The sequence below is a fragment of the Olsenella porci genome (assembly GCF_009695875.1).
GTDB classification, from domain to species: Bacteria; Actinomycetota; Coriobacteriia; order Coriobacteriales; family Atopobiaceae; genus Olsenella_H; species Olsenella_H porci.
In genome coordinates, this window is sequence record NZ_VUNC01000003.1 from 54866 (window position 1) to 81430 (window position 26565).

General features: G+C 66.7%; 21 protein-coding genes. 13 read left to right on the forward strand and 8 right to left on the reverse strand.

What is annotated here, in order from left to right; genetic code table 11:
- Positions 1 to 113: 113 nt before the first annotated feature.
- Positions 114 to 992, reverse strand: coding sequence for a radical SAM protein (locus FYJ68_RS04830; RefSeq protein WP_154434556.1), 879 nt, complete (start codon positions 990 to 992; stop codon positions 114 to 116).
- Between the two features lie 322 nt (positions 993 to 1314).
- Positions 1315 to 1887 carry a TetR/AcrR family transcriptional regulator gene (locus FYJ68_RS04835; RefSeq protein ID WP_154434558.1) on the reverse strand — a complete coding sequence of 191 codons (573 nt, stop codon included), beginning with the start codon at positions 1885 to 1887 and terminating at the stop codon, positions 1315 to 1317.
- Between the two features lie 183 nt (positions 1888 to 2070).
- On the opposite strand from FYJ68_RS04835, the gene FYJ68_RS04840 reads away from it, so the two are divergent.
- Positions 2071 to 3513 carry a radical SAM protein gene (locus FYJ68_RS04840; protein WP_154434560.1) on the forward strand — a complete coding sequence of 481 codons (1443 nt, stop codon included), beginning with the start codon at positions 2071 to 2073 and terminating at the stop codon, positions 3511 to 3513.
- Between the two features lie 214 nt (positions 3514 to 3727).
- On the opposite strand, the gene FYJ68_RS04845 is transcribed toward FYJ68_RS04840, so the two are convergent.
- Positions 3728 to 4735, reverse strand: a complete 1008-nt coding sequence (locus tag FYJ68_RS04845; RefSeq protein ID WP_154434562.1) for a DMT family transporter — start codon at positions 4733 to 4735, stop codon at positions 3728 to 3730.
- Positions 4735 to 5793: a threonine aldolase family protein gene (locus tag FYJ68_RS04850; RefSeq protein ID WP_154434564.1), complete on the reverse strand. Its 1059-nt coding sequence runs from the start codon at positions 5791 to 5793 to the stop codon at positions 4735 to 4737. Before FYJ68_RS04850 ends, FYJ68_RS04845 begins: the two co-directional genes overlap by 1 nt.
- Positions 5794 to 6069: 276 nt before the next feature.
- On the opposite strand from FYJ68_RS04850, the gene nadA reads away from it, so the two are divergent.
- The 6 genes from nadA to FYJ68_RS04880 all read left to right on the forward strand — a co-directional run bounded on the left by nadA (position 6070) and on the right by FYJ68_RS04880 (position 12537).
- A complete protein-coding gene (gene nadA, locus FYJ68_RS04855; protein WP_229772034.1) occupies positions 6070 to 7089 on the forward strand; it encodes a quinolinate synthase NadA in 1020 nt (339 codons plus the stop codon).
- A 9-nt stretch (positions 7090 to 7098) separates the two neighbouring features.
- Positions 7099 to 8358 (forward strand): L-aspartate oxidase, encoded by a 1260-nt coding sequence (locus FYJ68_RS04860; protein WP_154434566.1) that lies wholly within the window; start codon positions 7099 to 7101, stop codon positions 8356 to 8358.
- Positions 8340 to 9200, forward strand: a complete 861-nt coding sequence (nadC, locus tag FYJ68_RS04865) for a carboxylating nicotinate-nucleotide diphosphorylase (RefSeq protein WP_154434568.1) — start codon at positions 8340 to 8342, stop codon at positions 9198 to 9200. Before FYJ68_RS04860 ends, nadC begins: the two co-directional genes overlap by 19 nt.
- A gap of 1 nt (position 9201) precedes the next feature.
- Entirely contained in the window at positions 9202 to 9747 is a 546-nt protein-coding gene (locus FYJ68_RS04870) for a transcription repressor NadR (RefSeq protein ID WP_154434570.1), read from the forward strand.
- Between the two features lie 261 nt (positions 9748 to 10008).
- The gene (locus FYJ68_RS04875; RefSeq protein WP_326832241.1) at positions 10009 to 11058 is read left to right on the forward strand and encodes a branched-chain amino acid aminotransferase; all 1050 of its coding nucleotides are present in this window, start codon (positions 10009 to 10011) and stop codon (positions 11056 to 11058) included.
- 231 nt (positions 11059 to 11289) lie between these two features.
- A complete protein-coding gene (locus FYJ68_RS04880; RefSeq protein WP_154434574.1) occupies positions 11290 to 12537 on the forward strand; it encodes a hypothetical protein in 1248 nt (415 codons plus the stop codon).
- 231 nt (positions 12538 to 12768) lie between these two features.
- Here FYJ68_RS04880 and FYJ68_RS04885 read toward each other — a convergent pair whose 3' ends face one another.
- Entirely contained in the window at positions 12769 to 13626 is an 858-nt protein-coding gene (locus FYJ68_RS04885) for an aldo/keto reductase (protein ID WP_154434576.1), read from the reverse strand.
- Positions 13627 to 13925: 299 nt separating this feature from the next.
- Between FYJ68_RS04885 and FYJ68_RS04890 the strand changes: the two genes are divergently transcribed.
- Positions 13926 to 15014 (forward strand): hypothetical protein, encoded by a 1089-nt coding sequence (locus FYJ68_RS04890; protein ID WP_154434578.1) that lies wholly within the window; start codon positions 13926 to 13928, stop codon positions 15012 to 15014.
- A 1029-nt stretch (positions 15015 to 16043) separates the two neighbouring features.
- Positions 16044 to 17357, forward strand: coding sequence for a histidine--tRNA ligase (gene hisS, locus FYJ68_RS04895; protein ID WP_154434580.1), 1314 nt, complete (start codon positions 16044 to 16046; stop codon positions 17355 to 17357).
- A 158-nt stretch (positions 17358 to 17515) separates the two neighbouring features.
- Here the strand turns inward: hisS and FYJ68_RS04900 are convergent, their stop codons facing one another.
- Positions 17516 to 18925 (reverse strand): Na+/H+ antiporter NhaC family protein, encoded by a 1410-nt coding sequence (locus FYJ68_RS04900; protein WP_154434582.1) that lies wholly within the window; start codon positions 18923 to 18925, stop codon positions 17516 to 17518.
- Positions 18926 to 19169: 244 nt separating this feature from the next.
- Here FYJ68_RS04900 and FYJ68_RS04905 point away from each other — a divergent pair, with 244 nt between their 5' ends.
- The 3 genes from FYJ68_RS04905 (at position 19170) to FYJ68_RS04915 (ending at position 22563) form a co-directional block, all read left to right on the forward strand.
- A complete protein-coding gene (locus FYJ68_RS04905) occupies positions 19170 to 20174 on the forward strand; it encodes a LysR family transcriptional regulator (protein ID WP_195837725.1) in 1005 nt (334 codons plus the stop codon).
- A complete protein-coding gene (locus FYJ68_RS04910) occupies positions 20171 to 20866 on the forward strand; it encodes an RluA family pseudouridine synthase (RefSeq protein WP_154434584.1) in 696 nt (231 codons plus the stop codon). Before FYJ68_RS04905 ends, FYJ68_RS04910 begins: the two co-directional genes overlap by 4 nt.
- Positions 20867 to 20934: 68 nt before the next feature.
- A complete protein-coding gene (locus tag FYJ68_RS04915; protein ID WP_154434586.1) occupies positions 20935 to 22563 on the forward strand; it encodes a 4Fe-4S dicluster domain-containing protein in 1629 nt (542 codons plus the stop codon).
- A gap of 158 nt (positions 22564 to 22721) precedes the next feature.
- Here the strand turns inward: FYJ68_RS04915 and FYJ68_RS04920 are convergent, their stop codons facing one another.
- Together FYJ68_RS04920 and FYJ68_RS04925 are read right to left on the reverse strand one after the other, a co-directional pair.
- On the reverse strand, positions 22722 to 23030 hold the full coding sequence (locus FYJ68_RS04920; protein WP_154434588.1) for a CDP-alcohol phosphatidyltransferase: 309 nt from the start codon (positions 23028 to 23030) through the stop codon (positions 22722 to 22724).
- Positions 23031 to 23709: 679 nt separating this feature from the next.
- Positions 23710 to 24375, reverse strand: a complete 666-nt coding sequence (locus FYJ68_RS04925; protein WP_154434591.1) for an HAD family hydrolase — start codon at positions 24373 to 24375, stop codon at positions 23710 to 23712.
- 248 nt (positions 24376 to 24623) lie between these two features.
- On the opposite strand from FYJ68_RS04925, the gene aspS reads away from it, so the two are divergent.
- Positions 24624 to 26393, forward strand: coding sequence for an aspartate--tRNA ligase (gene aspS, locus FYJ68_RS04930; RefSeq protein WP_154434593.1), 1770 nt, complete (start codon positions 24624 to 24626; stop codon positions 26391 to 26393).
- Positions 26394 to 26565 lie beyond the last annotated feature (172 nt).

Sequence of the window (26565 nt, forward strand, 5' to 3'; positions counted from 1 at the left end):
CATTGAGGGGAATCGACGTCGCATAGTACCCGGGCATCGGCTGCCATGCGACTTATTTAGGGTGAGTATGTCTGGGCCCCTTGGGCTTGCGGAAAGGGCCCGGGTACGCTCCCCTAGACCGACTTCAGGCTCGCGCGGAAGCGCTCGAGGTCCCTCTCGTCCAGGCCGTCGATGGCCCGATCGAGGTGGGGGAGCATCTCGGCTGCCTGGTCGGGGAGCTTGCCCTGCAGGCGCAGCACGTTGGTGGAGTGCTGTCCCATCAGGAAGGTCCGTTTGGGGTAGGTCGCCACGAACTCGCGGACCTCCCGCAGGACCTCGAGCTCGGGTGCGGGCTCAAAGGCCCCGTCGCGGACGTCGTCCCACAGGGGCGTACCCTCCAGGGGCGTGAGCGTCTGGAGCATTACGATTTGCGGGTTGACCTGCGAGAAGGTCGCAACCGTCGCCTTCGCGGCGTCCACGCAGCGTCCCCTGCCCGCCATGCCAGCGACGTAGAACAGGGCGTACGTGATGCCCGCCTGGTCCAGGCGCGAGCACTGCTCCACGACGTCCGCCGCGCTGAAGCCCTTCCCCATGAACGCCAGCGCGGGGTCGTAGCCGGTCTCCGCGCCGATGGAGACGAGCGACATCCCCAGCCGTGCCAGCTCGCCCAGCTCCTCGTCGGACTTAGCCGCGACACTTCTCACGCCGGCGAAGCATCCCATGCTCTCGACGGAGGGCAGCAGCTCCCGGATTCGGTGCAGGGTCCACTCCAGGTCGCCCTGCGGCAGCGCCATGGCGTCGGCGCCGGCGAGGAAGATGCGCGTGGGTCTCGCCCCCGAGGACGCGAGCTCCCGGATGTCCGCCTCAACCTCCTCGCGGGGCGAGGCAAGGCATCCGTCGCCATACATGTTGCAGAAGCGGCACCGCTCGTATGGGCAGCCCACCTGCACCTGCAGCAGCTCCATGTTCGTCTCGAAAAGGGGGCGCCAGAACGCCCCGTCCGCGTAGTGCATGTCTCTCCCTCGCTTTTGGGAGGGTCCACCCTCCCCGACGTCGTATGGTCAACGGCTCCTAGGGTAGGCCAGGGCAGGGGAGACGAGCGCCCGTCTCGCCCACCCAATCGGCGGGTGGGGTCTGAGGCGAGAATCTTCGTGGCGCAAAGCGTTGGGCTTGGGGGCACATTCCGGCCGCGTGTGCGTTTGGGCCCCCGCCCGGGGAGAATCGCCAACGTGACCGGGTGGCACGACGATGGCACGCGATGGTCTCCCATGTGGGGGAGAGGTGCAGGGCCCGTCGCCCCGCCCCGTTCCGCCGGCAGCCCGGTCAACGCGCCCCTTACATGAAGAGTCCGCAGGCGCGGTGGACCGAGGCGGCAAAGTCCCCGATCGACGTTTTCGCCCGTCCCTCCCGCCGAAACTCGGGGAAGCCCAGCGCGAGGTAGGCCGCTGCCCATGCCTCGGACTCGATGTCGGGCAGCGGCGTTCCGGTCCTCTCCGCGTACCTGGTCAGCTGGGCGAGGACGATCTTCCTGATCTCGTCGAACACGTCCACGTCGTTGGAGGGGACCCAGCGCAGCGTCGCCAGGTCCTCAAGGCAGCTCTCGGGCGCGTCCACCATGGGGGCGATGCTGTCGCCCAGCGGTCGCAGGCCGGGGTCCTCCTGCTCAAAGACCGAGAGCGCCAGCTGATGGAAGTCCTCCAGCCGCCGACGCTTCACTTGGTCCGCGAGGTCGAACTTGTCCCTATAGTGATGGTAGAAGGTGCCCTTGTTCACCATCGCCTCGCTCGCGATCATTTGTACCGTGAGCTTGCTGAACGTGTGGGTGCGCAGCAACCTGAGAAACGCCGCCTCGATGCAGGCGCGCGTCCTGGTCACCCTGAGGTCCTCGTGCTGGTCGGTCTGCTCCATCGCGGCCTCCAGATAATAGACTCCGTGTATGGATAACTATACTCCTTGGATTAAGTTGCCCATTGTCCTACCATTCGGCAAGGGTCACAATTGACCATGCTTCAAAAAAAGTGGTTTGGAAGTGGCGCCCATTTGCCCTGTTATGAATAGGTAAGCGGACGCAAGGGTTCGAAAGGACGAGCAATGCAGTCAAAGATCGCGCACGCAGCGGAGCGCAAGGCGTTCAGCGTCGCAGTCGACAAGATCCTCAAGGCGGCTTCGGGCGAGGACCGCGAGAAGACCGTCGAGAACCTCATCTCGATGGCAAGCAAGCTGCTGAAGGACACCAACCCCGGCGCCATCGACAGCATGCACGCCGCCCTGTATCCCGGGTCCAAGTGGGAGAAGTGGCTCTTCGACGTCATCGACAACACCGACCACAACGTCCTCAAGAGCGCCGTACTCAACGGTGGCTACGAGGGTGCCTTCCGCGGATTCCGTACCGCCATGGCCAACGCAGGCAAGCTCGACTGCAACGTGCCCTGGATCGTGCTGTTTGACCCCACGAGCGCCTGCAACAAGCACTGCGTGGGCTGCTGGGCGGCCGATTACGGCAACAGGCTCAACCTCACCTACGAGGAGATGGACAAGCTCATCACCGAGTCCAAGGCCCTCGGCACCCACCTCTTCATGCTCACCGGCGGCGAGCCGCTCGTGCGCAAGGCCGACCTGCTCAGGCTCGCCGAGAAGCACGACGACTGCCTGTTCAACGTCTTCACCAACGCCAGCCTGGTGGACGAGAAGTTCTGCCAGGACGTCCAGCGCGTGGGCAACATCGTGTTCTCCGTCTCGCTCGAGTCCTACGAGCCCTCGGTCAACGACCAGCGCCGTGGCGACGGCTCCTTCGAGGAGGTCATGCACGCCTTCGACCTGATGCGCGAGCACGGCCTGCTCTTTGGCACCTCCACCTGCTACACGCGCCTCAACACCGAGCGCGTCACCAGTGACGAGTTCTTTGACCTCCTGGTCAAGAAGGGCTGCCGCTGGGCCTGGTACTTCCACTACATGCCCGTGGGCGAGGGCGCCAACGCCGACCTCATGCCCTCCGTTGAGCAGCGCGAGTACATGCTGCACCGCATCCGCGACGTCCGCGCGTTCGACGGCGGCTGGCCCATCTTCGCCATGGACTTCCAGAACGACGGCGAGTACGTGCGCGGCTGCATTGCCGGGGGCAGGCTCTACTGCCACGTCAACGCCCGTGGCGACGTGGAGCCCTGCGTCTTCATCCACTACTCCAACGCCAACATCAAGGAGAAGAGCTGGCTGGAGTGCCTGCAGCAGCCCATCTTCCAGGAGTACCGCAAGCGCTATCCCTGGAACGACAACATGCTGCAGCCCTGCCCCATGCTCGAGAACCCGGGCATCCTGCCGCAGATGGTGAAGGAGGCCGACGCCAAGTGCACCCAGTACGTGGCGGAGGAGACCCCCGAGGACATCATGAAGCGTACCCTGCCCTATGCCAAGGAGTGGGGCCCCGAGGCTCAGAAGCTCTGGCTTGAGGAGCACCCCTCGGGCAAGAAGGAGGACCGCATCGGCTCCGTCGAGCGCGAGATGAGCCTTAAGGACGAGGCCACGGTCTCCGAGTAGCGGTTTTTCTCAACAAACGGACGTCCATAGGCGAGAGGGACGGGGCCACAGGGCTCCCGTACCTCTCACTTTGTCTGCGCACGCATCGTGGGAGAGAGACGCGATGTCCCGGCTCGCTCGAGAGGGTGTCGCGGTGGGGCGAGACTTCCGCCTCCGTTCGTGAAGGGCGGCTCGCCCCGCGCCAGCCTGTGGGTCGCGGACAGCGGGCCAGTGGCTATCCTTGGGCCCACAGCTTGGCGGGGCGGCTCTCCACCACGTAGATGCCCACGCTGATCAGCGCGAGCGCCACCGCGGTGTGCGGTCCCACGCTGGTGCCCTCGGGCCCGAGGATGGCCAGCGACAGCAGCACGCCGAACACGGGGATCAGGAACTCGAACACGGCGACCTGCGACACATCGTGGCTGCGCAGCAGGTGGGACCAAACGCCGTAGGCCACGGCCGAGACCATCACCAGCCAGGCGAGGATGCCCGCGCCGCCGGCCCCGGCGGAGGCGAGCGACCCGCCCAGCCCCAGGCCCACCGCCAGGAGCGCCGCGCCGCCCATCATGAACTGCCAGCCGCAAACCAGGACGGGGTCTGCCTCGCTCGCGTGACGCCGCAGGATCGATGAGGCCACGGAGGCGGATGCCGTGGCCAGCAGGAGGAGCCCCTCGCCGTCGAGGCGGAAGCCGGTGCCACCCACGGCGCGCTCGCCCATCCCGGCGACCATGATGCCCGCGAAGCCGATGGCACAGCCCAAAAGCTTGCGTCCCGTGAGTCTCTCCAGCCTAAACACGAGCGCGGACATTATGAGCGCCGCGAACACGCCAAAGCCCTGCATCAGGGAGCCGTTGACCCCCGTGGCGCGCGAGAGCCCCATGTAATAGAGAAGGTACTGGCCAAAGGTCTGGAACAGGGCCACGCTTGCCATCACGCGCAGCTCGCCCCGGCGGGGGAGGCGCGCGGACCGGTTGATGGCGCACCACGCCACGGTGACGCAGACGCCCGCGAGCACGAAGCGTAGGCCCGCGAACAGCATCTGCGACCCCGTGTCGCCGGGGCCTATCCCAAACGCGCGGTACCCCAGCCGCACCATGGGGACGGCGCTGCCCCACAGCACGCAGGAGAGGGAAGCGAGCGCCACCAGACTGCCCGTCCCGCCCCGGGACGAGGCCCGGGTGCCGTTGTCCCGCGATGCCGTCGGATCGTCCCCGCCGCCCGAGGAGAACGCCCCTCTCGCCATCAGCCCTGCCTCCGCGAGGCGGCAAACTCCAACAGCTGGTCCACGTCGTCCTGCCGCGTTGCCCACGAGCACACAAAGCGGATCACGCGCTCGCCCGAGGGCAGCACGGCAAAGGTCTCGCTGCCCACCGCCTGGGCAAAGGCGGCCTCGTCCTTGGGGGAGACCACAAAGAACTGCTGGTTGGTGGACGAGGGGAGATACGTACGGTACCCCAGGCCAAGCATGCCGTCGCGCAGGCGCAGGGCGCACTCGTTGGCATGGCGGGCCAGGCGCCAGTAGGGGGCCTCGCCGTCTGGGCCGGGAGTGAAGGCGGCCTCGAACTGCACGCCCAGGAGGCGGCCCTTGGCCATGAGGCCGCCGCGCTCCTTTACCAGGTAGGGGAACGAGTCGCGCAGCTCGGGATCTGCGATGACCATGGCCTCGCCAAACAGCAGGCCGTTCTTGGTCCCGCCCAGGTAGAACGCGCTTGCGCGCCGAGCGATGTGCTTGAGCGAGAGGTCGCTCTGGGGCGACGTGAGGGCGCTCGCCATCCTGGCGCCGTCCACGAACACCCTGAGGTCGTGTCCCTTTGCCCAGTCGCAGATGGCGTCGAACTTGGTGCGGGTCCACACGCCGCCAAACTCCGTGGCGTTGGTGATGTAGACCGCCTTGGGGCGCGTCATGTGCCGCCCCGTGGACATGTGCTCCGCGTACACGCGCTCCGCCTCGTCGGGCGAGAGGAAGCCGTCCGCGTCGCGCGTGGGCAGGATGGTGCGGCCGCAGGCGGCGATGGCGCCCGTCTCGTGGACGTTGATGTGCGCGTCTTGCGTGCATATCACGCCCTCCCAGTCGCGCAGCATGCCGGTGACGCCGATCAGGTTGGCGGACGTGCCGCCAATGCAGAACTCCACGTCCACGTCGTCGCGCCCCACGGCCTGGCGAATGAGCTCGCGCGCGTGGTCGCAGTGCTCGTCCCCCTCCTCGGTGTAGCCCGGCCACTGCTCGTCGTTGGTCTTGACCAGGGCCTGGAGCACCTCGGGGGCCGCGCCCTCGGAGTAGTCGTTTCTAAACATGCGCATGCGGGTCTCTCCCTTCCGCGCCGGCGGGACTCGCGCGACGCATCGGTCTCACGGTGCCATTATGCGCCGCGGTGACGCGGCACGCGGCGGCGGGGGAGAGGGGCGTGCCCCCATGGCAGCGACTCGCCGCGCCGGCAGCCAGTCCCTCTCGCCCGCGACCGGGCGACCGGCCTCCGCGCCCCGTCGCTAAGTGACAAGACACCTGACTTGTCACGGTACAAGACACGTGCCATACTGCCCACCCAGTTTGCCACTCAGGCAAGGAGAGGGGACACCTTGAAAAGTTACGTCCGCACACCGCTGGAGGAGTCCAGCTATCGCACAGCGCTCGAGGGGTACCGCCGCGATGGGGGAGCCGTCCCCACCGACTTTGGCCCCGACTTCGGGCGCATTGCCGCGCAGGTGGAGGAGCTCAAGCGTCAGCACGACGCCGTGGTCCTGGCGCACTACTACGTGCCCGCCGCCACGCAGGCGCTCGCCGACCACGTGGGCGACTCGTTCTACCTGGCGCGCCTGGCCCGCACCCTGGACTGCAAGACGATCGTGCTCGCGGGCGTCTCGTTCATGGCCGAGGCCGTGAAGATGCTCAACCCGTCGCGTACGGTCCTCAACCCAGAGCCCCGCGCCAACTGCCCCATGGCGCACATGGTGCGCAAGGCCGACGTGGACGCGGTGCGCGAGCGCTACGACGACCTTGCCGTGGTGTGCTACGTCAACTCCACGGCCCAGATAAAGAGCTGGTCCGACGTCTGTGTGACCTCGTCCAACGCCGTGAAGGTGGTCGGCGAGCTGCCGCAGCACAACATCCTCTTCATCCCAGACATGAACCTGGGGCGCTACGTGCGCGAGCAGCTGCCCCAAAAGAACGTGATCCTCAACCGCGGGTACTGCCCCACGCACCAGCGCATCATTCCGCAGGAGGTGGAGCAGCTTGAGCTGGAGCACCCCGAGGCGGAGGTGTGCGCCCACCCGGAGTGCAGCGAGGAGGTGCTGCGCGAGGCGGACTTCGTGGGATCGACCAAGCAGATCATCGAGCACATAGCCAACGGGGACGGGCGGGAGTACATCGTGCTGACCGTGGTTGGGGTTGCGGCGGAGATCACCCGCCTGACAGAGGGGCAGGACAAGCGCGTCTACTTCCCGGCCACCCCTCCCATCTGCCCCAACATGGCGATGGTGGGTCCCGAGAAGGTGCTGCGTGCGCTCCAGACCGGCGAGGGCGAGGTCGAGCTGCCCGACTGTGCGGACAGGGCTGCGGCCCCACTCGAGCGCATGCTCGAGCTCGCGGCACGATAGGGGGAGAAGATGGAAGACGAGAGGAACCGTGCCACCGGGGCTCCGCAGGCTGCCGCGCCGGCAGGCGGGGAGGCGCCGAGCCGCCTCGACTGCGACGTGGTGATCGTGGGCTGCGGCGTGAGCGGGCTCTACGCGGCGTACAACCTGCCGCGCGCGCTCAGGATCGTGATGCTCTCGAAGGAGGACGTGGCGACCTGCGACTCCATGCTGGCGCAGGGCGGCATCTGCGTGATGCGAGATCGCGACGACTACGACTCGTGGTTCGAGGACACCATGCGGGCGGGTCACTACGAGAACCGCGCCCAGAGCGTTGACACCATGATCTGGAACTCGCGCGACGTGATCTTCGAGCTCATGCGCCTGGGCGTCCGCTTTGACCGCACCCCGCAGGGCGGGCTCGACTACACCCGCGAGGGGGCGCACTCGCGGCCGCGCATCGTGCACCACGAGGACGTGACCGGGCGCGAGATCACCACGCACCTTCTCGCCCAGGTCCGTCAGCTGCCCAACGTCACCATACTGGAGAACACGGTGATGGACGACCTGCTGGTGGAGGGAAGCGCGTGTGCCGGGGTGCATGCGGTGCGCCCGGATGGCACGGGCCTCTCGCTTCGCGCCCGCGACACCATCCTGTGCACGGGCGGCATCGGCGGCACGTACGAGCACAGCACCAACTACCGATGCCTCACGGGGGACGGCTGTCGCATCGCGGCAGCGCATGGGGTGGAGCTGGAGCACATGGACTACGTGCAGATTCATCCCACCACGCTGTACACCACCAAGCCGGGGCGTTCGTTCCTCCTCAGCGAGTCGTGCCGCGGCGAGGGGGCGATCCTGCTGGACAACTCGGGCAAGCGCTTCTGCGACGAGCTGCAGCCGCGTGACATCGTGAGCCAGAACATCCTGGCCAAGATGCGCGAGGAGGGCTCAAGGCACGTGTGGCTGAGCTTCCAGAACGTTCCGCGTGACGTCGTCACGGGTCACTTCCACCACATCTACGAGACCTGCCTGGAAGAGGGGTATGACATCCTGAGGGAGCCCGCCCCCGTGGTTCCCGCCCAACACTACCTGATGGGCGGCATCCACGTGGACCAGAACTCCAAGACCACCATGGACCACCTGTACGCGGCGGGCGAGACCAGCTGCAACGGGGTCCACGGCAAGAACCGCCTGGCGTCGAACTCGCTGCTCGAGAGCATGGTGTTCGCCCGGCTGGCGGCACGCGACATCGTACGGGGGAGGCACGCGCAATGGATCCAGTCACGCTGAGGCTCAAGGCCGAGCCACTCATCCTCATGGCGCTCAACGAGGACATCACGAGCGAGGACGTGTCCACGGCGTCGGTCGTGGACGCGGACGAGTGGGGGCAGGTGAGCCTGATCGCCAAGGAGGATGGCGTCATCTGCGGGCTCGACGTGTTCGAGCGAACGTTCCAGCTGCTGGATCCCAAGGCGCACGCGGAGCTCGGCGTGGGCGAGGGCGACGAGGTGACGTCCGGCCAGGTGCTGGGAACCGTCTACGGCCACGTGGCCGCGCTCCTCTCCGGCGAGCGCGTGGCACTCAACTACCTCCAGCGCATGAGTGGCATAGCCACGCTCACCCGCAGGATGTGCCGCGTGCTCGAGGGCACGAACACCCGGCTGGTGGACACGCGCAAGACCACGCCCAACATGCGCGTGTTCGAGAAGGAGGCCGTGCGCGTGGGCGGCGGCACCAACCACCGCTACAACCTGAGCGACGCCGTGATGCTCAAGGACAACCACATCGACGCCGCCGGAGGCATCGGCCCCGCGGTTGCCGCCGCGCGCTCGCACGCGAGCTTCGTGACGAAGGTGGAGGTCGAGACCGAGACGCTCGACCAGGTTGCCGAGGCGCTTGACGCGGGGGCCGACATCATCATGCTGGACAACATGGATCACCAGACCATGGGCAAGGCGGTGTCGATGATTGGCGGCCGAGCCGTTACGGAGGCGTCCGGCAACGTGGGACCACAGAACCTCGCCGCTCTGGCCGACCTGGGTGTGGACATCGTGAGCTCCGGGGCCCTGACCCACTCGGCACCGATCCTGGACCTGAGCCTGAAGCACCTCACGGTCACGGGGAGGGCCTAGCATGGCCGGCGACGGGGAGCGCCGCCGCCAGCGCCTGGTCGCCGCCCTCGCGCATGCGAAGGGACCGGTCCCGGGCAAGCGACTGGCGGAGGCGCTGGGCGTGAGCCGCCAGGTGATCGTGCAGGACGTGGCGCTGCTGCGTTCGTCCGGAACCAACGTCGCCTCGACCAACCGCGGCTACGTGCTGGTGGAGGCCCAGGGGCACAGTCGAACGTTCAAGGTGCGCCACACCGCCGATCAGATAGAGGAGGAGCTTAACCTCTTCGTGGACCTGGGCGGCACGGTGGAGGACGTGGTGGTGAACCACCGCACCTACGGCAGGCTCAAGGCCAAGCTTGGCATCGCGAGTCGGCGAGACGTGCGACGCTACCTGGACGACATCCGCTCCAGCAAGTCCACGCCCCTCTCCACCATCACCTCGGGCTACCACTTTCACCACGTGAGCGCCCCCAGCGAGGACGTGCTGGACGACATCGAGGACGCCCTGAGGGAGCGTGGGTTCCTGGTCGACCGCCTGCCCTACGAGCTGGGCCAGGACCTGGACTAGCGTCGGGGGGGCCGGGAGGGGGTTCCCGCCGCCGGGAGCGGGTGGAAGTGCGTCCGTGCTCGTCTCCCCCATCTGCCTTATCCAATACCTCGTGGGGGCCATGCTTTGCGTGTACATTAGTTTCTGTACATTTTGGGGTACGCGTGATGACTTGTTTCAGAACAGTGACCTCTTAGGGGCCTGATTGGAGCGGGTAGTACACTGTGCGTCACTGCACACGATAGGTGTCAGAGGGTAAGTTTCGCGTCATCCAGAAGGAGCATTCCAATGGAGAAGAAGGACATCGATTGGGGTAGTCTTGGGTTTGCGTACCAGCACACCGACTACAGCTACGTCTCCAACTACAAGGACGGGAAGTGGGACGAGGGCACCCTTACCCCCGACCACACGGTCACGCTGTCCGAGTGCGCCGGCCTTCTCCACTACTGCCAGGAGGTCTTCGAGGGCCTCAAGGCATACACCACCAAGGACGGCGACGTGGTGTGCTTCCGTCCCGACCAGAACGCCGAGCGCATGTACAACTCGGCCCAGCGCCTCTGCATGCCGCCGTTCCCCAAGGACCGCTTTGTGAAGGCGGTCGAGGAGGTCGTGAAGGCTAACGCCGCGTGGGTGCCGCCCTTTGGCTCTGGCGCAACGCTGTACATCCGCCCGTTCATGTTTGCCACGGGAGACGTGATTGGCGTCAAGCCCGCGACCGAGTACCAGTTCCGCATCCTGGTCACCCCGGTGGGCCCGTACTACAAGGGCGGCGTGCACCCCGTCAAGCTGCAGGTCTCCAAGTACGATCGCGCCGCGCCCCACGGCACCGGCAACATCAAGGCCGGCCTCAACTACGCCATGAGCCTGTATCCCAGCGTCGAGGCGCACAGCAAGGGCTATGCCGACAACATGTTCCTGGACCCCCAGACCCGCACCTACGTTGAGGAGTCCGGCGGCGCCAACATCCTGTTTGTGAAGGAGGACGGCACGCTCGTGGTGCCCAAGTCGTTCACCGACTCAATCCTGCCCTCCGTCACCCGCCGCTCACTGGTGGACGTGGCCACCAAGATGCTCGACATGAAGGTTGAGCAGCGCCCGGTCAAGTTCCAGGAGATCCTGGATAACGAGTTTGTGGAGGCCGGCATGTGCGGCACCGCTGCGGTCATCTCGCCGGTGGGCGAGGTCGACACCGACGACGTGCACTACGTCTTCAAGAGTGGCATGGAGAACGTGGGCCCCGTCATGAAGAAGCTGCGCGAAACCCTCACCGGCATCCAGTCCGGCGAGATCGAGGACAAGTTTGGCTGGGTCCACAAGATCGACGTGGAGTAGCCGGTACGACCAAGTGTCACCAGTTGGAGGGGCGTCTGCCACGGGGCGGGCGCCCCTCTCGCCTTGCCATGGGGCCTGGCCCAGGGGCGGGGGAGAGGCACGTTCTTAAGCTTCCTCGAAGCGTCGTGCCATGGTGATGGGCTCCGGTGACGGGAGGAAAAGGCCCCTCGCGCCCGGGGAGACTCTTCCCAACGGGACGGCAGGGGCCGTCCCCCGAAGGGAGTTGCTCTCATGCAGAACGAAGGTGCGACACAGGGGTTTCGGGACGATCCGCTCGCCGAGCCGGTGCGTTGGTGGCGCAGGTCTCCCGCAAACACATCCACGCTCTCTAAGGCCGTCTGCGTCATGGCGGCAAGCTTTGCCCTCACGGCGGTCCTGGGCGGCACCTATCCCACGCACGCACTGGCGGTCGACGAGACGGGCGGCCAAGCGGCTGTGGCGTCGGCTGACTCTGACGGGGCCGACTCGGCGGCGTCGGCGCACGGCCCTACGGATGTTGGCTCGTCGGGTGAGGGCGCGGTCGGCGCGGCGCATGTGACGACCGCGACCGAGGGTTCGTCGGCGGAATCCGACGACGGCACGGGCTCCCGGGGCGTGGCGTTCTCCTCCACCGACCAGCGTCGCCAGACAATGGGCGCGACGGTCTCCCAGACGGCTGAGACCCACGTGGAGGCGCTGCGCGAAGAGGCCGAGACCAGCACGCCCGCGTCCCTTTCGGTTGCCGCGGCATACGTCTCGGAGGAGAGGGACGAGGACTCCGATGACGCGACCGCTCCCAAGGGGCAGGACGACGGGACCGACTCCAACGCCACCGCCGGCTCCGAGGGCACGAGGCAGATTGCCGACGCCGTGATCACGTCGACCATGGGCAAGAGCCCGGCGGTCGAGGTCAGTGGGGGAACGAGCCTGGCGGCGGTGCGCTCGACGGTGGTCTCGGTGGCGCCTGGCGACGGGGCCGACGTGGTTGCGGTTGCCGCGGACGGGGCCTCGTCCGTCTCGCTTGGCGAGGGCTCCACGGCATCGGCGCGCGGCGTCAGGAGCGTGGCGGTGAGCGCAACGGGTTCCGGCACCACTGCGACCCTGAGCGATGCGTCAGCGTACGCGTCGGGCAGCGGCTGCGCGGCACTCCAGGCGGCGGATGGCGCGAGCGTGATCATGACCGGCGGCTCGCTCGAGGCAACGGGTGGCACGGCCCTGCGCGCGGAGGGGGAGGGCTCGAGCATCCGCGTCAGCGGGGCGCAGGTGCTCTCCCACGCGAGCCTTGCAGAGCTTGCAGGAGATGTGGCGGTCGAGCTGAGCGGCGTCGAGAGCACGAGCGAGCATGCACCTGCCGTCTACGTTGCAGCCGGGGTCCCCACTCTCAGGCTGACCAACGGGACGGTCGTGCACGGATCCGTCGTGCTGGCGGGGGAGGCGGACATCGACATCCAAACGGACTCGACCTCGCGGCTGGACGGGTCCATCGTGAGGGTTGCGTAGCGGCGGCATGCTTCGCGGGCAGGGGAGAGGGGCGTGGCTGCCGGGCCGTCGCTCCCCCTTTGCTCCTGTGGCGGGGGGTGCCCGCTGCGAGTGGGACGATAGGCCTCGCGTCCCGAGACGCGAGGCATGGTTGAAGCCTTGGAACACGGCCCCAAGCCGAGCCCCTCGAAGGCTCGCAACTTGGGGGTGCCCCGCCGGGCGCGAATCGCCAGCAGCTAGTCCTCGCGGGCTCTAGCTCAGGGTTCGGGCGAGCATGTCAGCTTCGTCCTGCGGGCTCTCGAAGGTGCGCGGGTCTCCACTCAGCCGACGGGAGTCGTCGTGGAGAGCCGAGATCGCGTCCATCTCGGCATTGGTGAGCTCGAAGCCAAAGAGGTCGAGGTTCTCCCTCATGCGCTCGGGGTGCACGGACTTGGGGATCACCACGCGACCCGACTGCACGTGCCAGCGCAGCACCACCTGCGCACAGGTGACACCGTGTGCCTCCGCCGCCGCGCGGACGGGTGCGGACTCGATGTCGCGGCCGCGACCGAGCGGCTGGTAGGCTTCAACCACCACATCGTGCGCCCCGCACCAGGCGCTGACCTCGGGCTGCCAGAAGCGCGGGTGAGACTCGATCTGATCGACCGCTGGGACCACACCCGTCTCGAGCACCAGCCGCTGGAGGTGCCCCACCAGGAAGTTGGACACGCCGATCTCGCGCACCGCACCCTCGTCGCGAAGCTCCGCCAGGGCTCGCCAGGTCTGAACGTAGAGGTCGCGCGCCGGGCACGGCCAATGGATGAGGTAGAGGTCGACGACGTCCACCCCAAGCCGCTCCCTTGATTCCTCGAACGCACGTAGCGCCTGGTCATGACCCTGGTCGCAATTGCGGAGCTTGGCGGTCACAAACACCTTGCCCGCCATGCCGGTTGCCCGGAGAGCGGCGCCCACCTCCCTCTCGTTGAGGTATGCCGCGGCACCGTCTATGTGGCGGTAGCCCTGCTCCAGGGCCTGCTCAACCGCCTCCTGCGTTCTCTCGCGAGGAATCTTGAAGGTGCCAAACCCCACCTGGGGGATCATCGTGCCGTTTGATAGCTTGAGGCTCTCCATGGTCGCTCCCCTCTCCCTGGGTCGTCCAGAGGCCAAGCTACCACGTTCGTTGGGGCATGGGGGCGATTCCGCGCTCCTTGGTAACGCATCGGAACCCGTCTCCTTACGACGCCGTGGCAAAGATGTCCAGCACGTATCGGGAGGGGAGAGACCCGCTTTCCAAGTTGCAAACTCCGGGCAAACGAAGTCTGTCCCTCGCGCCCGGATGCTAGCATCGGCATCGGTTGGTCCCCATTGGCCTGCGGATACTGGGGTGGGGAGGGTGCGTGGTCGCCCGTCCCCGCGCAAGGGAGGCACTGATGACAAAGCGACTCAGGCTCACCGTGGACGGAACGGAGCTGTACGCGGACCTCCTGACCAAGGAGGCGCCCCTCGCCTGCATCGAGATGGAGCGTGCCGGGCGCTTTAGGACGGTGCTCTTTGCCGCGAACGTGTGCTATGGGGAGATGACCTTCAACACGCCCGTCGCGGACTACTGGGGCGAGCAGAACGTCCAGGCAGAGACCGAGCCCGGGGATGTGACGTTCTACAACGACTGGAGCTCGGTGTGCGTGTTCACGCGCAGGATGGAGCAGTTTGGGCCGGGGGCAAAGTTCGCGCAGGTGAGGGAGGAGGACCTCCCTGCCTTCCAGCGGCTTGCCGAGCGCGCGTGGCACGAGCAGCCCATCACGGTGGAGGTCGAGGTCGTGAGCGATGCCCCCGGGGACGAGCCGTGCGCCCTGCCGGCGCCGGAGCGGCTGTTCCCGCTGCCCGCCCCCAAGACGCTTGAGGTCAGGGTGCTCGAGGACGAGCTCGAGGCCATCTGGCTCAAGCGACCAGGCGAGATCGACCGCATGGTGGAGCGCAACGCCCAGACGGGGCGCGAGTTTGGGGTGTGGGCGTATGCCTGGGGCGAGGCCGTCACGCTCGCCGACTTCCTGCGCGTGCTGTTGGGGATGGCATACGAGCGTGAGGGGAGCGTGCGCACGCTGCGGGCGGTCGCTGCCCGGGAGCTGAGGTTCTTCTCGCCCATCTTCAGGGACTCGGCGCATATGGCGCACGTCTCCGAGCTGCTTGAGGAGGCGGCGGCAGCATACGGCGAGGTCGTGTCGTTTGCCGAGTTCTATGCGCTCACGCGCGCGGTTCAGCGCTACCTGGTGCAGCTGAGCTTCTGGCTCGACATGGAGCTGCCGTGGGGCGGCGTGAGTGCGCTCGTGCATCGTGCCTGGAATCCCGAACTGTCGGACCCCAACCTCCCTGGCGGTGCTGATGGGGTCGCCGAGCGTGACGGCAGGGAGAGCAAGGGCAAGAGGGAAAAGGACAAGTCGAAGAGCGGCGGCAAGGGCAAGGACCGCAAGAAGGGCAAGGGTCACAAGGGCAAGTCGAAGGGCCACGGCAAGGGGAAGTAGGGGGTCGAAAAGCGCCTTGCAGGTCGCCGGACGGTCCCTTCGGCGAGGGGTGCTGAGGAAATGCGACCTGTGGCAATCTAAAGCCGTCTCGACTGGGGAAAGTCGGGCTTTGTCCATGAGCGCTACCTCGAATCGCTGCCACGGCTCCGTTTTTTCTCAGCGGATATGGCTTGCCAGACCTCACCGATTGCCACAACTCGAGATTCCTCAGTAGGTGTAGTCCTGAAGGCTCTCGGGGATACCTCCCGAGATTGCCATGGCTCGCTCTTCCGCAGCAGGGGACCACGACTGGGCGATGGGCTGGGCAGCAAACTCCAGAAGTGAGTGCCTTCCGCGTTTCTCGCCCGTGGATGATCTTGCGTTTCACCGGCTGTCTGACGGAAATGGCTCCAGCAATGGCGGCAAACTCCCGACGTGAGCACTCACTACGGGCTCCCGTTGCCATGGAAGGGAGTCAACTGCGGATGGACGTCTGCGCTACCTGGGCAAACGCGCGGACTTTACGGGGGCTCGTCGACGGCCGTCCTCCCCAGACCGCTCACATCGGGACTTTGCTGCCACTGAGATTGCGCCCCTCGGTCAAGGTGAAGGGGCGGCGGCCACGTGCGTGCCTTCCTCCTTGACCTTGAAGTACTTCCCTGCACTCATGGGGACGTTTGCCTGACGTCGTTGCCAGGCTGGCCGGGAAGAAGGCGGACTGTCTTCAAAGGATCCCTCTGGCATCCCCCGCGAGTCCTTTTCCTCAATTGCCTGACGAGAGTGGTCGCTTGCGAATTGGATAGATACCGGAGGGAGCGTTCGAGGAGCTCCCACACCAAGAAGGCTTCGGCTGCGGGCGATCAGCACCCTCACCCGCGAGGAGTCCCAAACCCAACCGCGGAGCCCCCACCACCCCGCACGCGCCGCACCGATGTGCGCGACGCCAGGCGTATACTGCCCAGCGATGGCCGTGGAAGGCGCTGCGCGACGCGCACCGCTCGTGGCCGCGGCCAAGGGACGCGCTGAAGGCGCGGGAAAGCGAGACAGAGCATGGCACAGAAGATCCAGGGGACCGAGGACCTGTTTGGCGGCTACATGCGCGCATGGCAGCGCATGCAGGACGTGGCGCGCGACCTGTTTGGCGCGTACGGCTTCGACATGATCGAGACCCCCGCCATCGAGCAGGTGGACACCTTCGTGCACGGCATCGGGGAGTCCACGGACGTCGTTCGCAAGGAGATGTTCCGCGTGTTCTCGGGTGCCCTGATGGACCGCCTCCTCGAGGCGGGCACCGAGAGTGGCCTCAAGGCAAAGCAGCGAATGGCAATGCGCCCCGAGGGAACCGCGGGCGTGGTCCGCGCCGCGGTCGAGAACAACTTCGTCCCCCAGGGTGGTGCGCCGGTCAAGATGTGGTATGCAGAGGCGATGTTCCGCGGGGAGCGCCCGCAGAAGGGTCGCCTGCGCCAGTTCCACCAGGTGGGCGTCGAGTGGCTGGGCGCACCCGACCCGGCGGCGGACGCCGAGTGCATCATCATGCTCATGGAGTTCTACAAGCGCATGGGCTTCCCCGCCGACAGGCTGACGCTCCGCATTAACTCGATGGGCGACGCCGCCTGCCGTCCCGCCTACCGCGAGAAGGTCCGCGACTTCATTCTGGCCCACCGTGACGAGATGTGCGAGGACTGTCTGGAGCGCGCCGAGATCAACCCCCTGCGCTCCTTCGACTGCAAGAACGACCACTGCCGCGAGGTAATGGCCGACGCGCCGCTCGCAAAGGACAACCTGTGCGACGAATGCGCCGCCCACTACGCCAAGGTCAAGGCTTACCTGGACGAGGCGGGCATCTCCTACGTGGAGGATCCCACCCTCGTGCGCGGGCTCGACTACTACACCCGCACGGTCTTTGAGGTCGAGGTCGCCGACGCAGGCGTGGGTGCCATCGGTGGCGGTGGCCGCTACGACGGTCTGATGGAGCTCGAGGGCGGCAAGCCCACCCCGGGTATCGGCTTCGCGGTCGGCTTCGAGCGCATGTACCTGGCCCTCAAGAGCCTTGGTGTCGACCTGGACGGCGAGGAGCCGGGATGCGTGTACGTTGCCTGCACCTCCGCGGCGGAGAGGGACGCGGCGTTCTCGGCAACGCTCGCCCTTCGCCAGGCGGGCATCCGCACCGAGGCCGACTACCAGGGCCGTTCGCTCAAGAGCCAGTTCAAGCAGGCCGACCGCCACAAGGCGCGCCTGTGCGTGGTCCTGGGGTCCGAGGAGATAGCCTCCGGGGTGGCGACCCTGCGCGACATGCAGACGCACGAGCAGGAGCAGGTTCCCATGGACGGCCTGGTGGATGCCGTGAGGTCGCGTCTGGCCTAGGCGACGGCAGGGGAGAGGGACGCCGCCCACGTTGCTGCTCCCCTCTCCGCCGGCATCGAGAGCTCCTCACCCCAAAAACGACGAGGCCCGGCCCTCCCATCGGGAGTGGCCGGGCCTCGTGTATTAGGCGACTCGTCCTGGGCTACCCGCGTCGGGCGTTATGCCGCCGGGCGGAGCGGGAGGCTGCTGGTGTGGTCGGGGTGAAAGCGACGGACGTCGTCCCTGGCATCCAGCCCCATGGCGCGGGCGAAGGCGGTGTCCACGAACTCGGGGTGGCGGTGCTCCCAGGCGGAGAGCGCCAGCGTCCAAAGCGGGATGAGCCAGCACAGGAACGTGAAAAGCACGCTCGACGTGGGCAGGCCGAGGAACGCGATGATCCCGATGCACGAGGTGGACCAGGGGATGAGCGCCGGGATGATGGCCGCGCTGTTCTCCAGGTCGAGGGCGAGGGCGCTGCCGTCGCGCTCGGTCTGGTCGCACAGCTGCGAGGTCAGCATGAGGGCCACGACCTGGTCGCACGCGATGGTGCAGGTGGCGATGCTGGTGGCGAGCACGCTCACGAACGGGGTGAAGTTGCGAGCCACCTTGTTGACGTAGTCACGCAGCCCCAGCAGGAGTCCGGTCCCCTCGAAGATGCCCGAGTACGTGGAGGCGACGCCTACGATGAGGACGATGTCGAGCATCGAGACGATGCCGCCCCCGTTGACCATGCGGGCGATCGCCTCGTTGTGGGTGCTGAAGCCAAAGGCCAGCATGTAGGGAATCTGGGCCAGGGGGATGTGCTGCACCGTGACGCACAGGACGAGGGCGCAGGCAAGGCTGGCAAGCATGGTCTTCTTCACGCTGACCTTGAGGAGCGAGAGCACCAGCACGATCGCGATGGGAAGGAACACGTACCACGAGAGGTCGAAGGTGTGGGCAAACAGCGACTCGAAGTCCGGGAGCGCGATGGGGCTTGCCTGCGAGACGCCCAGGACGGCGTACAGCACGAGGCACAACGCAACGGGGATGAAGGCGCTGCGGAACATGCGCTTGACGTTGTCGAGCACCTGGGTGCGGGTGAGGGTCGCCACGAGCGCGGCGGCGCTGGAGAGCGGGGAGCAGCGGTCGCCAAAGAAGCAGCCGCTCATGACCGCGCCACCCAGCAGGGCCGGGTTCACGTGCATGGCGGTGCCTATGGTCACGCAGATGACGCCGGTGGTCGCGGCGGCGGCAAACGAGCTGCCGGTGATGAACGACATCATGGCGCAGAGCACGAACGAGAGCAGCACGAGCGTTGGTGGGCTCACGAGCCTGGTGCTCCAGCAGGTGATGGCGGGGATGGTCCCGGCAGCGCGCCACGAGGCGGTTAGCATGCCGATGATCACGAACAGCATGAGCACCGAGCCGATGGTGCGAAGACCCTCTCCCGCCATGGACAGGACGGAACGCACGGAGTTGCCGCGGTACAGGCCATAGCCCGCAAAGAGGAAGAAGCCCCCAATCAGGATCGCGAGCAGCGGGATGCCCGCCACGATGCCTATCACCAGCGCCGCCGCAAAGGTGACGAGCACCAACGTCTCTACCATGAGTTCCCAGCTCCTTCCGCACGCCCGTGCGTCGTCTTCCCACCTGGCGGCGCGGGCGCACCCGCGCGCGTACCTCCTTTTGCAGAAAGAAGACTATCCCCCTCAAAACCTTGAGTCCAACTGTTATATTCGGTATGCGAAACAGTTTGTATTTGTGCTGGAACAATCGGTGTCGCATGTGCATCGGTCGTGCCTCACGCCCTGCGTCGGGGGCACCGTGACCGTCATGGGGAGAGGGGATGCCATGAACTTCACCACCATGGACTACTTCGTGGCGGTGGCGGAGGAGAGGAGCTTCACCAAGGCCGCCGAGCGGCTCTCGGTGACGCAGCAGACCCTCTCGGCGCACATTGCCGGGGTGGAGCGAGAGCTGGGCGTGCGCCTGGTCAACCGCAAGGTGCCCCTCACGCTCACCTACGCGGGCAACGTGTTCCTGGGCTACGCGCGCAGCTTTCAGGCGCAGGAGCGCTCCATGCGCCAGGAGTTCCAGGACATAGCGGGAGACGAGCGCGGCCTTCTGGGCGTGGGCGTGGCCAGCACGCGCGGGCACATGATCATGCCGCGTGCCGTCGCCGAGTTTCAGGCCGCCCACCCCGGGATCAACGTCCTCCTGCACGAGGGCGAGAACCGAGAGCTCGTGACCGACCTCAAAGAGGGTCGCATCGACATCGCAATCGCGACGGTGGCGGAAGACGAGCCCGGCCTGGTGGTCCACCGCCTGTACACCGACAGGGTGGTCCTGCTCCTCTCCAACGAGCTCCTGGCAAGGCTGTACGGCGACCGCGCGGAGGAGGTCGTGGCGTCGGTGGCCCGCGAGGGGTCGCTCGCCCCGCTCGCATCGTGCCCGTTCATGATGCTGGGGCAGGGCGACGAGCCCGGCGACCTGGCACGACGGCTGCTGGAGCACAGCGGGGTCAAGCCCTGGGAGCGCGTGCAGTCCTCCAACTCAGAAACCCTGGTCGACCTCGCCATCCGCGGCGTGGGTGCCTGCTTTGTCCCGCTCGACCTCGCCCAGGCCGCGGCGCGCGAGGAGGGCGGGCAGACCCTGCGCTGCGTCGACTTGGGCCCCCAGGGGTCCATCCCCATCTGCGCCGCCTGGCGCGACTCCAAGCACGTGTGGAGCGTGGTCGAGGCGTTCTACCGGCTCCTCCTCTCGCAGCTCGCCCGCAGCGAGGAGGGGCCGGCCCCCTGGGGCGAGAGGGTCGTCGCTCCCGACGCCGGGGCTCGCGAGCAGGGGGGACAAGCATGAGCTCGGTGAGGGTCACCTACCGTGACCGCTGGGTGTTGGCAGCCGACAAGCCGCAGGGTCTCCTCGTGCACGGCGACGGCACCGGCGCACCAACCCTCACGGACCGCGTCACCGACCTGCTGCGGGGGGAGGGGGATGCAGCCACGCGCCCACAGGCGCTCCAGCGGCTGGACGTCGATACCTCGGGGCTCGTGCTCCTCTCGCTCGATCCCTCCACGCAGCCCGCCTTCGACGCGCTTGTGGCGGGGCACCAGATGGGCAAGCGCTACCTTGCAGTGGTGGAGGGGAGACTCCCTCGGGGCACGCGCACCATCTCGCTCCCGTTGGGACGCGACCGCCACGACGCCCGGCTCATGCGGGTCTCCCGCACCGGCAAGCCGTCGCAGACCGTGGTGACGCCGCTCGCGGTGGCGGGGGGTCAAACGCTCGTGCGCGTTGAGCTTCTCACCGGCCGCCGCCACCAGATCAGGGTCCACCTGGCCCACCTGGGGTTCCCCATCGCGGGGGACCGGCTGTACGGCAGGCCCGCACTCAGGGGCCGGCGCGGGCAGACCCTCATGCTCCACGCCCTTGAGGAGGAGTTCGACCACCCCGTGACCGGCGAGCACCTGCTCGTGCGCACTGAGTTCCCCCAGAGGTTCCTGGATGCGTTCCCAGACTGCCCGGGCCTGTGGGAGGGAGGGGCCACGTAGGGCCCCACAAGGCTCATACTGTGGGGTGGGTCGGCCATCGGCCGAGGAGAGGATAGGGGAAGCGCGATATGTCTGACACCATGCGTGGCGTGTACACCAACCTGACCAAGATCCGTCGTGACGTCTTCAGGGAGGTCGCAAAGGTCTGCTACTCGATGGGAGACGACCCAACCCAGACCGATGCCGACCTGGACAAGCGGTTTGACGAGCTCCCGTTCAAGATCCTGCCGGGAGACGTCGCCACCTATCGCGAGAGCGTGTTCCTCGAAAGGGCCATCATCGCCGAGAGGATCCGCCTTGCCATGGGGCTGCCCCTCCAGGGGGTCGACGGGCCCACGCGCATCTCGGAGGGCTTCACCCAGACGGGTGACCTCTCGTACTACGAGCCTCCGCTGGTCAACGTAATCAAGTTTGCGTGCAACGCCTGCAAGGACAACGTATACGAGGTCACCAACACCTGTCAGGGATGTCTGGCCCACCCGTGCCGCGAGATCTGTCCCAAGAAGGCCATCACCTTCGTGGACAAGCACGCCCACATTGACCAGGACCTGTGCATCCACTGCGGTATGTGCGCAAAGACCTGCCCCTACCAGGCCATCCACCACCACGTGCGCCCCTGCGCGGCTGCCTGCGGCATGCACGCCATCGGCTCCGACGAGCACGGGCGCGCTCAGATCGACTACGAGAAGTGCGTGAGCTGCGGCCAGTGCCTGGTCAACTGCCCGTTTGGCGCCATAGCCGACAAGAGCCAGATAGCCCAGGTCATCTGGTCCATCCTGGCGGGCGAGGAGGTCATCGCCGCGGTGGCGCCCGCGTTCGTGGGCCAGTTTGGCGGAAAGGGCAACGTGGGCAAGCTTCGCGAGGCGTTCAAGGAGCTGGGTTTCTCCGGCGTTGAGGAAGTTGCCCTGGGTGCCGACCTGTGCACGGTGCAGGAGGCGGAGGACTTCTTGGAGGAGGTGCCCGACAAGCTGCCGTTCATGGGGACGTCGTGCTGCCCTGCCTGGTCGGTCATGGCCAAGAAGGAGTTTCCCAAGTACGCGGACTGCATCAGCATGGCGCTCACGCCCATGACGCTCACGGCCCGCATGATCCGCACGCAGCACCCCAAGGCAAAGATCGTGTTCGTGGGGCCCTGCGCCGCCAAGAAGCTCGAGGCCATGCGTCGCAGCGTTCGCAGCGAGGTCGACTTTGTCCTGACCTTCGAGGAGATGGCGGGCATGATGGATGCCCGCGGCATCGACTACCTTAGCCTGGAGGACGACAACAAGAGCGACTTCGACGTGGCGAGCGCCGACGGCAGGGGCTTTGCCGTGGCGGGCGGCGTCGCCAACGCGGTGGTCAACGCCATCCACCGGCGCTATCCCGACCGCGAGGTCAACGTGGCCAACGCCGAGGGGCTCGAGGACTGTCGCAAGATGATGCGCGACGCCACCAAGGGGAAGTACCCCGGCTACCTTCTCGAGGGCATGGCATGCCCGGGCGGCTGCGTGGCGGGCGCGGGTACCCTCGTCGCCATCAAGAAGTCGGCCGCCGCGGTCAAGCGCTACGCCAAGCGCTCCCCTCGCAACAACGCCACCGAGGACTCGTACCGCATGCTCATCCCCATGCTGTCGCAGGGCTTTGGCAAGGGAGACCTGGACCACGAGGTGGAGGAGACCATCGAGGCCTCGGTCCCTACGGAGCAGCCAAAGGAGTAGGGCCCGTGGAGAGGCGCGGGCCGTCTGGGCGGCGGTCCGCGCCATGCCGGCGGGGGTGGTGTCAGAACAGTAGTCCCGCTCCTCTCGCCCGCGATGGCAAGACGGGTCGGGATTGCTCCCGACCCGTCCCGAGTCGTCTGCCATGAGATGGGATCGCCCTACGGCTCCTTGACGCCCTTCATCGAGGGATAGAACGTCGCGTGGTCAAACACATCCTTGATGGTGTGGCCGTTGACAAAGGGGAGCGCGAGGAACTCGTCCACGGTGCTTACGAGGTCGCTGCAGTCCACGAAGTGGTTCTTGGAGTTGCGCCGACTGGTGTCCTGGGCGCGCCAGGCCTCAAAGTTCACGTCGGTCAGGTAGTAGACGTCGTCGTCGACCTTCATGTAGACCGAGTGGTTCTTGTGCAGGTAGTCGGCCAACTCGTCGTAGTTTATCTCGAGTGCCTCGGCCGCTTTCTTTCCCATGTCGCGTCCTTTCTCGAAGGGCTTGCCTTCCTTGCTGCTCAACGGGAATCTTACCGCCGTCTAACCGGCCACATACAATCGCGGCGTCCCGTTTAGGCAAGCGTAGCGAACTCCCATGTGGGTGGGGGAGCGCGAGCCATTTGCCGAAACGAGTGAAACCGAGTCGCCAAAAGCGGGAACAGATGCGCCAGGTTCTTGGGCATCGCGGTCCCTGGGGGAGGGAATCGTGTCCCTTTGGCGCGAGACCGTGGCGCGTCGCGCCGCGATGAGCCGCCCGCCGGGGGACCTGCTGAGAAAAGTGGAGTTGTGGCAATCCGGGGGCCAATACGACAAGGGACCTGCCGGGAAAACTTGAGTTGTGGCAATCGGAAGCGGGCTGCTGGGCTGCCGGGGCGAGAATCCGCTGATAAAATGAGACTTGTGGCAAATGGTGGCGAGGGTCGATTGCCACAGGTCGTCTTTTCTCAGCAGGCTTTCTGCGCGAGCCTGTCTGGTCGCCTGCCGCGGCCGTGATTTCCCTAGCAGGGCTCTAGGGCGTTGGCGCCGGTGTCGGTTGGGTTCTAAGCGTGGGCTGAGAGTGGGCGTGCCTGCGGTGGTGCCCCGGGGCTCCGTGCGGATTTTCGTTGCGCGATGCCTAGCCGCGCTAGTCCAGGCATGGATTACTTTGTCTGGTGCTCGCCTAGCGCTGGCCTCCCGCGCCCAGGATGGCGGTCCGAAGCTCGTCGGGTGTGCTCACGATGACCTCTGCCCCGTGTTCGCGCAGAAACGGAACGTCGCGGAAGCCCCAGCTCACGATGACGCAGTCGGTTCCGGCATTCGCCGCGGTCTGCACGTCCACCTCCGAGTCGCCCACGTACACCACGTCCCTGGGCGAGAGGCTAAGCTCGCGCATGACGGCGAGGAGGGAGTCGGGCGCCGGCTTGCGCCGCACGTCGTCGCGCTGGCCCACGACCGCGTCGAAGAGACCGGGAAAGTATGAGGCGATGAGGGCCTGAACGTCCCCGTCGGGCTTGTTGGAGACCACGGCTCGGGGCATCCCCGCGTTTCGCAGGTCCCGCACCAGTCCGACGATGCCGGGGTAGGGGGCGGTCGAATCCGCATGGTGCGCGTTGTAGCGGTGAGTGAACACCTCGAAGGCGCGCTCCTCCGTCGCGGCGTCAGTTCCCTCGGGCACCGAGAGGTGCATGAGCGCGCGGGTGCCGTTGCCCAGGAAGGCACGGACCTCCTCGCGGCTGCGGGCTGGCATGCCCATCTGGGCCAGGGCGTAGTTGTCTGCCGCGGCGAGGTCGTCCAGGGTGTTGAGGAGCGTCCCGTCCAAGTCGAAGATCGCAGCCCGGTATGCCATGTTCCTCTCCCCTTGCCTCGTCCAGCTGGCGGCGTCATGCCACCAGCCACGAGCCTAGCACCACGGCGCACGTCGCCCCACTCGTGTCGGGAAGGTTTCCGCAGTCTGCATATCTCGAGCGCTGCCATCCTAATGTCCCGACGCTGCTATTATGTGAACCCGCGCGCGCCTCCGCCGTCTACGCAGGCGTGCCGTCATCTGCAGGTCCGCCCGTCACGGCACGGGGCGGAGGAGACGAGAGGAACACTATGGCCCAGCACTCCATGCACACCCACACTTGCGGCGAGCTCCGCGAGTCCAACATTGGCGAGGAGGTCACGCTGACCGGCTGGGTGTGGCACCGCCGCGATCACGGTGGCCTCATCTTCGTCGACCTGCGCGACCGCACCGGCGTGACCCAGCTGGAGTTTGACCCGGAGGTCTGCGACGAGGGCACCTTCCACGAGGCGGAGACCATCCGCTCCGAGTGGCCCATCCAGGTGAGCGGCACTGTGCGCGAGCGCCCCGAGGGGCAGGACAACGAGAAGCTGGCGACGGGCGCCATCGAGGTGTACGTGACCAAGATCGTGGTGCTCAACACCAGCAAGACGCCTCCGTTCCAGATCGAGGACCACCTGGACACTGCCGAGGACGTGCGCCTGCGCTATCGCTACCTCGACCTGCGTCGCCCCAAGATGGCCCAGAACCTCAAGATGCGCTCCGACTTCACCTTCGCCCTGCGCGAGGCGTTCCACAAGCGCGCCTTCATGGAGGTCGAGACCCCCTCGCTCTTCAAGAGCACGCCCGAGGGCGCCCGCGACTTCCTGGTTCCCAGCCGCATGCAGCCCGGTCACTTCTACGCGCTCCCGCAGTCGCCCCAGCTCCTGAAGGAGCTTCTCATGGTGGGCGGCGTCGAGCGCTACTACCAGGTTGCCAAGTGCTTCCGCGACGAGGACCTGCGCAAGGACCGCCAGCCCGAGTTCACCCAGGTGGACGTGGAGATGAGCTTCGTCTCGCAGGACGACGTCATGGGCGAGCTGGAGGAGGTGCTTGCCGACGCCTTCGCCAAGATGGGCGTGAAGCTCGAGCTTCCCCTGCGCCGCATCAACTACTGGGACGCCATGGACACCTATGGCATCGACAAGCCTGACACCCGGTATGGCATGACCCTGCACGACGTGACGTCGATCTTCTCAAACTCCAAGTTCAAGCTGTTCGCGAGCGCTGCCGCCACCGAGGGCCAGTACGTCAAGGCCATTAACGCCAAGGGTGCAGGCAAGTGGCCCCGCGCCAAGATCGACCGCCTTGCCGACGTCGCCGCCGAGTTTGGCGCCAAGGGCCTGGCCTACATCGCCTTCCGCGAGGATGGTTCCGTGACCAGCCCCATCGTCAAGTTCTTCTCCGACGACGAGATGGCCGCCCTGCGCTCCGAGATGGAGGTCGAACCCGGCGACCTTGTCATGTTCGCCGTCGCCGACCGCCTGCAGGCGGACCAGATCCTGGGTGGCATGCGCTGCCACATGGCAGATGCGCTCGATGTCCCGCGTCAGGGCCACGACTTCCTTTGGGTCGTCAACTTCCCGCTGTTCCACTGGGACGAGGATCGCAAGTGCCTGGACTCCGAGCACCAGCCCTTCACCCAGCCCAACGAGGACCAGCTGGACCTCCTGGAAGCCGACCCCCTCGCCATGGGTTCCCACACCTACGACTTCGTGATGGACGGCTACGAGGCGGGCGGCGGCGGCATGCGCATCCACGATGCCAAGCTGCAGGAGAAGATTCTGGAGAAGCTGGGCTTCACCCCCGAGCGTGCGCACGCCCAGTTTGGCTTCCTCATGGATGCCCTGGAGTTTGGCGCTCCTCCCATGGGCGGCTTCGCGCTTGGGCTCGACCGCGTGTGTATGCTGCTGGCCGGCGCGGACAACATCCGCGAGGTCATGGCGTTCCCCAAGACCAGCTCTGGCTCCGACCTCATGAGCGACGCACCCAGCGAGGTCTCGGGCAAGCAGCTCAAGGAGGTCTCGCTCAGGCTCCTGTAGGTGGGGGAGAGAAGAGCGGTGTTCAGGGAGGGGGTCGTCCCACGGGCGGCCCCCTCGCCTTGTCGTGCTCGCCGGTCCCAGCGTTTGCCGGCAATGTGGGGGGGCGATTTGCGTAACGTTGCAACCCGTCGCAGCGGCTTCGGACGCATACGGGCCCCTAAGCGTCCGAAGT